This is a genomic window from Actinomyces naeslundii (genome assembly GCF_001956585.1).
Lineage (GTDB): Bacteria > Actinomycetota > Actinomycetes > Actinomycetales > Actinomycetaceae > Actinomyces > Actinomyces naeslundii.
This window is the reverse complement of the sequence record NZ_MSRR01000018.1, coordinates 87,292-99,024: the sequence shown is the minus strand read 5'-3', so window position 1 is coordinate 99,024 and position 11,733 is coordinate 87,292. Positions and strand designations below refer to the sequence as shown.

Annotated in this window: 8 protein-coding genes; 5 read left to right on the top strand and 3 right to left on the bottom strand. The window is 66.5% G+C overall.

The features are described 5' to 3' along the window. Positions 1-36: 36 nt before the first annotated feature. From BKH33_RS08980 to BKH33_RS08960, 5 genes are all read left to right on the top strand, one after another. Positions 37-1,620, top strand: a complete 1,584-nt coding sequence (locus tag BKH33_RS08980) for a PucR family transcriptional regulator (protein WP_076070226.1) — start codon at positions 37-39, stop codon at positions 1,618-1,620. Between the two features lie 299 nt (positions 1,621-1,919). After that, positions 1,920-3,347 (top strand): aminobutyraldehyde dehydrogenase, encoded by a 1,428-nt coding sequence (locus tag BKH33_RS08975; RefSeq protein ID WP_043538806.1) that lies wholly within the window; start codon positions 1,920-1,922, stop codon positions 3,345-3,347. Between the two features lie 30 nt (positions 3,348-3,377). Continuing rightward, on the top strand, positions 3,378-4,238 hold the full coding sequence (locus BKH33_RS08970; RefSeq protein ID WP_076070223.1) for a universal stress protein: 861 nt from the start codon (positions 3,378-3,380) through the stop codon (positions 4,236-4,238). Beyond that, positions 4,235-5,815 (top strand): APC family permease, encoded by a 1,581-nt coding sequence (locus tag BKH33_RS08965; protein WP_003780706.1) that lies wholly within the window; start codon positions 4,235-4,237, stop codon positions 5,813-5,815. Before BKH33_RS08970 ends, BKH33_RS08965 begins: the two co-directional genes overlap by 4 nt. A gap of 177 nt (positions 5,816-5,992) precedes the next feature. Beyond that, positions 5,993-7,363, top strand: coding sequence for an aspartate aminotransferase family protein (locus BKH33_RS08960; protein WP_003780726.1), 1,371 nt, complete (start codon positions 5,993-5,995; stop codon positions 7,361-7,363). Between the two features lie 152 nt (positions 7,364-7,515). On the opposite strand, the gene BKH33_RS08955 is transcribed toward BKH33_RS08960, so the two are convergent. The 3 genes from BKH33_RS08955 to BKH33_RS08945 form a co-directional block, all read right to left on the bottom strand. Further along, entirely contained in the window at positions 7,516-8,022 is a 507-nt protein-coding gene (locus BKH33_RS08955) for a ClbS/DfsB family four-helix bundle protein (protein WP_043538804.1), read from the bottom strand. A 128-nt stretch (positions 8,023-8,150) separates the two neighbouring features. Next, complete coding sequence (locus BKH33_RS08950) at positions 8,151-9,722, bottom strand: peptide MFS transporter (protein ID WP_003780691.1); 1,572 nt, start codon at positions 9,720-9,722, stop codon at positions 8,151-8,153. 188 nt (positions 9,723-9,910) lie between these two features. Next, the gene (locus BKH33_RS08945) at positions 9,911-11,530 is read right to left on the bottom strand and encodes a peptide MFS transporter (RefSeq protein ID WP_003780716.1); all 1,620 of its coding nucleotides are present in this window, start codon (positions 11,528-11,530) and stop codon (positions 9,911-9,913) included. Between the last annotated feature and the right edge of the window lie 203 nt (positions 11,531-11,733).

Genomic DNA, 11,733 nt, shown 5'->3' with positions numbered 1-11,733 from the left:
TGTGCATGATGCATAGAACGGTGTTTGAATCCAGACATGGTGCTGGTGTCGGATCTCATGGATCGAGCGGACCTGGGGGTTCAGGCGGTGCTCCTGCCCGCACCGCGTGCCGCGCTCACCTGGGTCGTCGCGACCGAGCTCCTCCAACCGGCGTCCTACCTCGAGGGCGGTGAGCTCGTTCTCACCACGGGACTCGTCATGGCCGATGCCGAGGCGGGCACGTGGCGGGAGTACGTGGCATCACTGGTCGAGGCAGGAGTCGCCGCACTCGGACTGGGAACCGGCATCGCCTTCGACACCGTGCCCGAGGATCTGCGCGAGGCCTGCCGGATCGGGCGGCTCAATCTCCTCGAGGTCCCCCTCGAGGTCTCCTTCGCCTCCATCAGCCGTGAAGTGGGGGCCATGCTTCAGACGGCCGAGCCCGAGATCGGCGCCGAGGGGGCGGGGGACGAGGAGACCCTGGTCCTGCAGCAGCTGACGCGTGCAGCCGCCAAGGACAACCAGAGCGCGATCATGCGTGCCCTGGCCTCGATCCTCCGGGGGGAGGTATCCCTGCGGGACGCCGCGGGGCGCACCGTGGTCGGCCCCTTCGGTCCGGTGGCTACGGGGATCGACGACGAGGTCGCCGAGTGCATCGACAGGATCCGTCCGGGAGGGATGCGAGGAGCCGGGGCGGTCGGGCTCGGTGATGATATGCGGCTGGTCGTTCGCCCTGTCGGCATCACCGGGGAGCCCGAGAGCTACCTGGTGACCGTTCAGCGCGAGACACTCACGCGCGCCCAGACCCTGGGAGTCGATCTCGCCTGGTCGTTTCTGAATCTCATCGCCGAGTCCTCCAAGGCGTTCACCGGATGGCTCCTCCGGCTCGTGGGGGCGGCTGCCGAGCATCTCCTGGCGGGTGAGGTTGCGCAGGGACTGGCACTGGCGGACCAGGTTCAAGAGCTCGTCCTCACACGCCTCCCGTCTCCGGAGCGGCGGTCGGTGTCCGCTGCCGGTGGCGGCCATCAGTGGCGTGTCATCTGCCTCGAGGGTGGCAGTGCCGCCGTTGCCGGGCTCTCCACGGTGCTGGCCCGCCTGCTCGTCGAGAGGCGGGGGGCTGCAGTGGGGGAACGGCTTCTGTGGCGCACGGACCGGGGCGGGGACCGCCTGACAATCCTTGGTGAGGCCGAGCGCGTTCCCGCGCTTCTCGAGGACGGCCGTGTCGCACCATGGACCAGGCGGATGCGGATCGGAGTCAGCGGCCCCACCGGCATCACTGACCTGCAGCGGGGTGCACAGCAGGCGCTGTCCGTCTGCACCGGCGCTCGACAGCTCGGACAGGCGGTGCGCTGGGAGGCCTCGGGGCTGCCGTCGGTCACAGACCTCCTGGATGAGGATCGGGCTCGTGCCTTCGCCCGCGCCCGCCTCGGGGGCGTCATCGATCAGCCCGAGTTGCTCGAGCTGCTGGAGGTCTACCTCAGCGAGGCCGGGGCGGTGCAGCGCATCGCCGAGCGTCTGGGGGTGCATCGCAACTCCGTCCCCGCACGTCTTGTGCGCCTGAGGAGGGCGCTCGGCGTCGATGTCGAGGATGCCGAGCAGCGGGCAAATTTGTGGTTTGCGTTACATTTTTTGGCGGAGTGACGGTCCGTCATCTCGCATGTGGGCGACTTTTCCTTGTGTTGGCGCGATTCCATGAAGCAAGGAACGTGATGTTCGACATACTTGGTGGTGTGTGTTTACTATGATGCCGTCACCTAGGACCTTAGCCCGCGTTGTTGTCACAGGACTTGTGGCGCGTCGGGCGCTAGCGGCGATGTGGCCTGCATGGGTCCTGCGTGAGCTTGGGCAGTAGAGGCCCGAGTCGTCTCATTCTTTCGACTTTCGACACTTCTCACCTCGACACCGACGTCCCGCCGAAGCCAAGAAGCAGAGTGATTCACATGAGCCTTCCTCTCCTCCAGAATTTCATTGATGGAATATTTATTCCGGCAGCCACCGATGCCACGTTCGACGTCGTGGATCCCCGAACGGAACAGGTCGTAGCGCAGTGCCCGCTCTCAGGGCCCGCCGATGTCGACGCCGCCTACGACGCCGCCCTCAAGGCCTTCGAGAGCTGGCGGCTGACAACGCCGGCGGAACGGCAGATGCTCCTGCTCCGGCTCGCCGACGCCCTGGAGGCCAATGCCGACCGGCTCGTCGAGGCTCAGCGCCGCAACACCGGTCAGCTCGCCGAGATGATCCGGGCGGAGGAGGTCATGACAGGGGCCTCTCAGCTGCGGTTCTTCGCCGGGGCCGCCCGCCTCCAGTCGGGTGTCGCCTCGGGCGAGTACGCCGAGGGGCTGAACTCGCAGATTCGCCGCGAGCCCATCGGCGTCGTCGGGCAGATCGTCCCGTGGAACTACCCCTTCATGATGCTCATCTGGAAGGTCGGGCCCGCTCTGGCCGCAGGCAACACGGTGGTGCTCAAGCCGAGTGCCAACACGCCCGAGAGCGCCGTCGTCTTCGCCGAGATCGCCAGTGAGATCCTCCCGCCCGGGGTCTTCAACCTGGTGCTCGGCACCGGAGAGACCGGGCGCCTCATGAGCTCCCACCCGGTGCCCGGGCTGGTCGCGCTCACGGGATCGGTGCGCGCAGGCTCGGATCTCGCCGAACAGGCGGCCGGCAACGTGACCCGCGTCCACCTCGAGCTCGGAGGCAAGGCCCCCGCCATCGTCTTCGCCGATGCCGACATCGAGGCGGCCGCCGAGGGCATCGCCGCCGCAGGGATATTCAACTCCGGGCAGGACTGCACCGCCGCCACCCGCGTCCTGGTCGAGGCCTCGGTGGCCAAGGAGTTCACCGACGCGCTGGTGCGTCACGCAGAGTCCCTGCGGACCGGCCCGATTCCCGAGGAGGAGGCGTTCTACGGTCCCCTGAACAATGCCCGGCACTTCGAATCCGTGCAGAAGATTGTCGAGGAGCGGCCCGCGCACTCCCACCTGCTGACCGGCGGCCACCGCGTCGGCGAGAGCGGGTACTACTACGCGCCCACCGTCATCTCGGGACTCAAGCAGGACGACGCACTCGTGCAGCAGGAGGTCTTCGGTCCGGTCCTGACCGTTCAGGAGTTCTCCTCCGACGACGAGGCCCTGGCCCTGGCCAACGGCGTGGACTACGCCCTGTCCTCGTCCATCTGGACGACCGACCACCAGCGTGTCCTGCGATTCAGCAGGGACCTGGACTTCGGCTGCGTCTGGGTGAACTGCCACATCCCCCTCGTTGCGGAGATGCCGCACGGCGGATTCAAACGGTCCGGCTACGGCAAGGACCTCTCCGTCTACGGCGTGGAGGACTACACCCGCATCAAGCACGTCATGAGTGCCCTGTGACGCCCCGGAAGCGAACAGGAGATCACCCCCATGCGCATTCTGACGGCCTTCACCAACTCGCTCGGCGGTCGAGACTCCTATCACCTGGGGGTGTCTCTCGCTGAAGCGTTCTCGTGCCCACTCGATCTCGTCACCGTCGTCAAGGGCGGCGAGGGGCGCTACGTCCTTGACGTCACCGATCACGCCTTCCAGGACGTCGTTGCCACGCAGGTCGACGAATGGATGTCGGAGATCATGGAGGAGCATCGGCCCCGTGTGCCGGTGAGCAAATACCTGCGGTACAGCCTCTCCTTCCCCGAGGGCATCATCGCCTCGGCCGAGGAGCTCAAGGCCGACCTGCTCGTAGCCGGCGGAGGTCGTCACGGGGTCCTGGGGCGGGTGTCCCTCGGCTCCGTGGGGCAGACGCTGCTCAACTCCTCGACTGTTCCGGTCGCCCTGTCCCCGCGCGGCATGAGGCACGCCCCTCTCGACAGCCTCTCACGCATCACGGTCATGCTGGGGGAGTCCGGCAGGTGGAGGGGGGTGCTGAGCAAGGCCAGGACCTTCGCCGACAGGGCTGGTGTCCCGTTGCGTCTCGTCACGGTGGCCACCGGGGACTCACAGGACACCGCGGAGATCGAGAAGCGGACCGAGGCCCTGCTCGCCGAGGTGCGCCTGGATCTCAATGGGCTGGATGATCAGCGTGTCCAGATCGTTCACGCCCACTCCATGAGCGCCGCCGTGCTGGCCATGGAGTGGAGCAGGAATGAGCTGGCCTTCCTGGGGTCGGCACGGCTGGCCCAGAGCGGGCGCCTGTTCCTGGGGCCGGACGCCAACAAGATCCTGCGGGTCCTGCCCGTACCGCTCGTCGCCGTCCCGGCTGATCCGGCCGACGTCGGAGGTGGAACATGAGCGCGGCGACCACGGGCTCCGGAGGCGGGCTGTCGAAGAAGGGACTGGCCGAGGGTTCTGTCGGTCTGCTCGGCGCCATCATCATCGGCGTGTCCTGCATCGCGCCCCCGTACACGCTCACCGGCGCACTGGGACCGACCGCCTCAGAGGTGGGCGAACAGGTGCCGGCGATCTTCCTCGTCGGTTTCATCCCGATGCTCCTGGTCGCCTTCGGATACCGAGAGCTCAATGCGGCGATGCCCGACTCGGGCACCTCCTTCACCTGGGGGACTCGCGCCTTCGGGCCGTGGATCGGGTGGATGAACGGATGGGGGCTGATTGTGGCGACCGTCGTCGTCCTGTCGAACCTCGCGGCCATCGCGGTCGACTTCTTCTACCTGTTGCTCGCACAGGTGACTCGCAAACCCGCCATTGCGGATCTCTCCGACAACGTATGGGTCAATACCCTCACCTGCCTGGTCTTCATCACGCTGGCGACCTGGATCGCGTACCGCGATATGCAGACCACCCAGAAGCTCCAGTACTGGTTGGTGGGGTTTCAGCTGACGGTGTTCCTCGGCTTCGGCGCGGTGGCCATTTACCGCTACTTCACCGGAACCGCCGTCAACCCGACGCCCTTGAAGCTCGAATGGTTCAATCCGTTCGCCGTCGACTCGCTGGGGACTTTCGTGGCGGGCGTCTCCCTGTCCCTGTTCATCTACTGGGGCTGGGACGTGTCGCTGACGGTCAATGAGGAGGCCGACGACGCCAGCTCCACCCCCGGGCGCGCTGCCGTGCTCACCGTCATGACCATCGTCTCGGTGTACATGTTCGTCACGATCGGATCCATGATGTTCGCCGGCCTGGGGAAGGACGGGATAGGACTGGGCAATCCCGCGATCCAGGACAATGTCTTCTTCGCCTTGGCCAGACCGGTTCTGGGGCCGTTCGCGATCCTCCTGTCGACGGCGGTGCTGGTCTCGTCCGCGGCGTCCTTGCAGTCCACCTTCGTCTCTCCGGCCCGCACCTTGCTGTCGATGGGGTATTACGGAGCAATGCCGGAGAAGCTCGGCGAGATCTCTCCGCGCTTCCTCACTCCCGGTCACGCAACAGTCGTCTCGGCGGTCGCCGCCTCGACCTTTTACACGCTTCTGCGCTTCGTATCCACCTCCGTCCTGTGGGACACGGTTCAGACCCTGGGGGCGATGATCGCCTTCTACTACGGGCTCACCGCCTTCGCCGCGGTGTGGTACTTCCGAGGACAGTGGTTCCGCTCGGTGAGGAACTTCTTCTTCATGCTGGTCTCACCGGGGCTGGGAGGTCTCATCCTCTTCTCGCTCCTCGGGCTCACCTTGAAGGACTCCCTCGACCCGGAGTACGGATCGGGATCGCAGGTCTTCGGCGTCGGTCTCGTCTTCGTCCTCACCCTGGCCCTCATTCTCCTGGGCGTGGTGCTGATGCTTGTGCAGTACGTCCGAGCACCGGCCTTCTTCCGCGGGGAGGTGATCGCACGATCCGACGCTGTCACTGAGGAGACGAAGGTGGCGACTGTCTTTGAAGACGGTGACGAAACCTACCCGCTCCGTGCTGCGTCGTGACTGCCGGTGAACCGGAGCGAACGCGCACACATGAAAACAGCTCCCTCCGCGCCAGGCCGGCGGAAGGAGCTGAGAGGAAAACACATTGTCATCGCATCGACGGACACAGCCGATCGATGCACCGGTAATCAAACGCACGATATGTGGACGCCAGGCCGGACCACGAAGGAGTGAGCAATGAGTATCAATATGGAGCGAGTCGCTGAGCTGACCGAGATCGAGTCCAAGCGCCTCAATGAACGGACCAAGGGATCCGGCGACATGTACAACCGCGCGAGGAACAGTCTTTCCGGCGGTGTCGCCTCCTCGTACCAGCTGCGTGAGCCGTGGCCCATTTACCTCGAACGCGGGCAGGGGCCGAAGGTCTGGGATGTCGACGGCAACGAGATGTGGGACTTCCACAACGGCTTCGGATCGATGCTTCAGGGACATGCCCATCCGGTGATCGGTGAGGCCGTTCTGGAGCGGTACGGCAAGGGCACCCACTTCGCCGCTCCGACCGAGGATGCCCTGGCGGTGGCGGAGAACCTCTCGAGCAGGTGGGGACTGCCGAAGTGGCGCTACACGAACTCGGGCTCGGAGTCCACGATGGATGCCATCCGCATCGCACGCGCCTACACCGGTCGCGACACGGTCATGAAGATCTTCGGCTCCTACCACGGGCACCACGACACCGTCATGGTCTCGATCGGCGTCGAGTACGACAAGATCGGTGACCGTGACAACCTGGCCTCCCTGCCCTACGGAGGCGGCATCCCCGACGCCACCGTCCAGATGACGGTGCCGGTTCCCTTCAACGATGCCGAGGCCATGGAACGCCGCATCATCCGGCTGGCTGATGAGGGTCGTAAGCCCGCCTGCGTCATCATGGAGCCGGCCATGATGAACCTGGGCGTCGTGCTGCCGGAACCGGGTTATCTGGAGCAGGTTCGCGAGATCACCCGGCGACACGGCGTCGTCCTGATCTTCGATGAGGTCAAGACCGGCCTGTGCATCGGTCCGGGCGGTGCCACCAAGCGCTTCGGAGTGACACCCGACATGGTGACCATGGCCAAGGCCCTCGGCGCCGGTCTGCCCTCGGGCGCCATCGGAGGCACCGAGGAGGTCATGTCCGTGGTGGAGGACCACACCGTGTTCCAGGTCGGCACCTACAACGGCAACCCCCTGGCGATGGCCGCCGTGCGGGCCAACCTCGAGAAGGTCCTCACCCCGGAGGCCTACGCCCACCTCGACCACCTCAACGATCGCATTCTCGCGGGGTGCACGGAGGTCATTGAGCGCTACAACCTTCCGGGCTACGCGGTGGGCGTTGGCGGCAAGGGCTGCGTCACCTTCTCCCCCAAGAAGGTCGTCGACTACGAGTCCTTCAAGGAGCACCAGAACGCGGAGCTGTCCGAGCTCGCGTGGCTGTTCAACATGAACCGGGGGATCTTCATGACTCCGGGCCGCGAGGAGGAGTGGACCCTGTCGGTGACCCACACGGATGAAGCGATCGACGCCTACGTCAGCTGCTTCGAGGAGCTCGCCGAGGCGATCACCGCCAGATGACGTGAGCACTCTCTGATCCTGTGGGGGGCCACCGGAGACACCGGTGGCCCCCCACACGATCGAGTGGCAGGCATGCGCCTCTCAGGGCCGGGGCAGTGACCGGCTCCGACCGGCTTCCTGCTCCTATGAGTACGCCCCTCTCCCCGTGGCACTCAGCGGCGTTTCCAGGCGCGGATCCTCGTGCGGAAGGAGGTGAAGGGCGCCACCGTGTTGATGTGCACCCACTTGGCCACCGGCCAGGCCGACGGCGTCGAGGAGGCCCACGCCCGCTGCCCGGAGGTGAAGAGCTCCTCCCGGCTCAGCGATGCCACGAGGGCGACGACGCCGTCTACCCTCTCCCGGAAGGCATCCTGAAGCCGGGGCAGGGAGGCGTCGCTCCACTGCTCGTAGAAGGTGCTGTAGAGATCGCCGAGCCGGTTCCGCCGGTAGCCGGGTGCGGGCGTGACCACCTCGCGTCCGGCACGTTCATCACGTTCCCAGCCCAGCAGCAGGTCCATCCACCCCAGCTGGTAGGCGAGCATCTGCGCCGGCGTGCGGTCCACCCCGTCCTTGAGGATGTGGAGCTCGGAGGCGGGGACGTCGTCGAACTCGGCGATGAACAGCTCGGCGCGCTTGCGGATCTCCGCGATGAGCTCCTCGCCGGAGACGTAGTCCTTCAAGGCGGTTCCCTTCTCCATCCTCGCCGGCGGCAGCCGGAGGCACGCGGTCGTTGGTTAACCCTCGGGTTCGTACCCTTAACCTACGAACCCGAGACTCAACCTACGAACTCGCGGCGCCCCAGCCGCGCCTAGTCCTGCACCGTGACCCCGACGTCGGCCATCTTCCGCTCCGTCCACGGGGCGACGATGAACAGGACGATCGCTACGGCGACCGTCACGACACCCAGGCCGTAGTAGTAGGTGGAGTTCGCGACGTGCTCCGTCTTGGAGATGATGAAACCGGCCAGGCCCTGGCCGGTGGCCGTCGTCAGCAGCCACAGGCTCATCGTCTGGGAGGCGAAGTTCTTGGGCGCCAGCGCCGATGTCGTGGACAGTCCCACCGGGGACAGGAAGAGCTCGGCGACGGTCTGGATGATGAAGACCACGGCCAGGAACCACCAGGGGGACAGCTTCGCGCCGCCGGTCCAGGTCTGGAAGCCGTAGCCCAGAATGAAGGCCGACGTGCCGATGGTGAGCACTGAGATCGCGAACTTCATGATGGTGGAGGGGAACCTGCCTGCCCGCCGGGTGAAGAGCCAGCCGATGAACGGGGCCAGGATGACGATCGTGGCCGGGTTGATGGACTGGTAGGTCTCCGGGGTGAGGGCCCATCCGATCAGCGGGATATGACCGTCGGTGTAGTCCTTGGCGAAGGTGGCCATCTTGCCGGCGGCCTGCTCGGAGATCATGAAGAACAGGACCGCGCCGATCCACAGGGGGATGTAGGCACGCAGGTGGGAGCGCTCGCGGGCCGTGACCTTGGGGGAGCGGAACATGAGTGCGAAGTAGCCCAACGCCGCTCCGGCAGGAATGATGAGCATGGTGGTGGAGATGGCGTCCAGCAGGCTTCCGGTCAGAGTGCTGAGGACCGCGACAAGTGCGGCCGTCCCCGCCACGGTCAGCACCGATACGAGCACGAACCTCGTGCGCTCCTCGGGGCGGATGGGGTTGGGGACGGTGAAGGCGAAGGCCGAGAGCTTGTGGCGGCCGTAGACGAAGGCGATCAGGGCCACCCCCATGCCGACGGCGGCCGAGGAGAAGCCGGCGTGGTAGCCGTAGCGCTCGCGCAGCCAGCCGGTCACCAGGGGAGAGGCGAGCGATCCGACGTTGACCGACATGTAGAACAGCTGGAAGCCGGCATCGCGCCGTGGGTCATCGTCGTCGTAGAGACCCCCGACGATCGTGGACAGGTTCGGCTTGATGAAGCCGGTGCCCACGGCTACCAGGATGATACCGAGCCAGGAGGTGGCCACCACGGGGATGGACAGGCAGATGTGCCCGGCCATGATGACTACCCCGCCGTAGAGGGTGGACAGCCACGGCCCGATGACGCGGTCGGCGAAGATGCCCCCGGGGATGGCCAGCAGGTAGACGGCGGCGCTGTAGGAGGCCAGGATGACCTGGCCGGAGTTGGCGCTCAGACCGAGGCCGCCATTCGCCGCGGTGTCGGTGATGAAGTACAGCAGGATGGCGCGCATGCCGTAGTAGGAGAAGCGCTCCCACATCTCCACGTTGAGCATCCAGGGCAGGCCCCGGGGGTGGCCGAACAGTCCGCGGTCGTCCTTCGATGGCGTCATGCGCAGGGTGGCGGGCCGCCAGCGGCTGGTGATCATCCGGCCGCTGGCGAGATCGTCCTCGACGGGAGTCGGGGTCGTTGACATGAGACTCTCCCTTCCTGTGGTCGGGTGAGGAGTGCAACCGGACCATCGGTGTCCGGTACGAACCACAGGTACCCGTGCACTTTACTCCGACCGTTCGGTCGGTTGTGGGGGAATGCGAGGAGAATCAGGCAGGTGATTCCCGCCGAGACGGGGTGGGGCCACTCGGCAAGACGCTGGTCGGCCGCGGCTCACTTGGCGGTGGCCGTCTCGACGTCGGCCATCTGCCGTTGCGTCCACGGGGCGACGGCGAACAGCACCAGGGCCATGAGCAGCGTGGCCGCGCCCAGACCGTAGTAGTAGGTGGCGTCGGAGAGGTGCTCGGTCTGGGCGATGACGAATCCGGCGACGCCCTGTCCGGTGGCGACGCTGAGCCACCACAGCCCCATCGCCTGGGAGGCGAAGCTCTTGGGGGCCAGGGCGGTCGTCGTTGCCAGGCCGACCGGGGTCAGGAAGAGCTCGGCGACGGTCTGGATGACGTAGACCAGCGCCAGGAACCACCAGGGGGACAGGTGCTGCCCGCCCGGCCAGATCTGGAATCCGTAACCCAGCATGAGTGCTGAGAGCCCCACGATGAGCACCGCGATGACGAACTTCATGATGGTGGAGGGGAACCTGCCCGCCCGCCGGGTGAACAGCATGCCGATCAGCGGGGCCAGGAGCACGATAGCCGCGGGGTTGACCGACTGATAGGCCTCCGCGGTGGTCGACCAGCCGAAGAAGGGCAGCCGCAGGTCCGTGTTGGACTCGGCGAAGGTGGCCATCTTGCCGGCGGCCTGCTCGGTGATCATGAAGAACAGCACCGCGCCGATCCACAGGGGGATGTAGGCGCGCAGGTGGGTGCGCTCGGGGACGGTGACCTTCGGGGAGCGGAACATGACCACGAAGTAGGCCACGGCCGTTCCGACCGGGACGAGGAGGCCCGCCGTGGCGACGGTGGTGACCAGGTCGCCGGTGAGCACCTGGAGGACGGCAACGACGACGCCGATGGCGACCAGGACCCCGAGGGATCCCAGAAGCAGCCTTTGGCGCTCCTCGGGGCGGATGGGGCTGGGGACGGTGAAGGCGAAGGCCGAGAGCTTGTGGCGGCCGTGGACGAAGGCCGCCAGGGCGAAGGCCATGCCGATGGCGGCCGAGGAGAAGCCGGCGTGGTAGCCGTAGTGCTCGCGCAGCCAGCCGGTGAGCAGGGGAGAGGCGAAGGCACCGACGTTGATGGACATGTAGAACAGCTGGAAGCCCGCGTCGCGGCGGATGTCATCGTCGTCGTAGAGGCCGCCGACGATGGTCGTCAGGTTCGGCTTGATGAAGCCGGTTCCGACGGCGACCAGCACGATCCCCGTCCAGGACGTCACTGTGGTGGGGATGGTCAGGCAGATGTGCCCGGCCATGATGACCACGCCGCCGTAGAGGGTGGACAGCCACGGCCCGATGACGCGGTCGGCGAAGATGCCCCCGGGGATGGCCAGCAGGTAGACGGCCATCCCGTAGAGCGCGATGACGACCTGTCCGCTGGTATCGCTCAGGCCCAGGCCCCCATGGGCCATCGTGTCGGTGATGAAGTACAGCAGGATGGCGCGCATGCCGTAGTAGGAGAAGCGCTCCCACATCTCCACGTTGAGCATCCAGGGCAGCCCCCGGGGGTGGCCGAACAGCCCCCGGTCCTCCCTCGACGGCGTGGTGCGCAGGCTGCGAGGCCGCCACCGGCTGGAGATGAGGCGACCGGGCCGGGCGAGGTCCTCCTCGAGGTCGTCGACCGTCGTCGCGGGGCCTGACGTCGGGCTCGATACTGGGTCTGACGTGGACTGTGCCATGGCGCTGTCCCTTCCTCAGGGCGGTGGTCGTTCGGGGCCGACCACAGGGGTGATCCGGGGCGCTGGGTGGTTCGTCTCGCACAAAGAGGCCCAGACCCGTCGCCGAGGAGAGATGTGATTCTTCCCGGACCATAGCGCCTGGTCTGTTTCCGGCATGCTTCCGGTTCTCGTCAGGACGCCGGTGGCCCCGGAGAGGACCACTG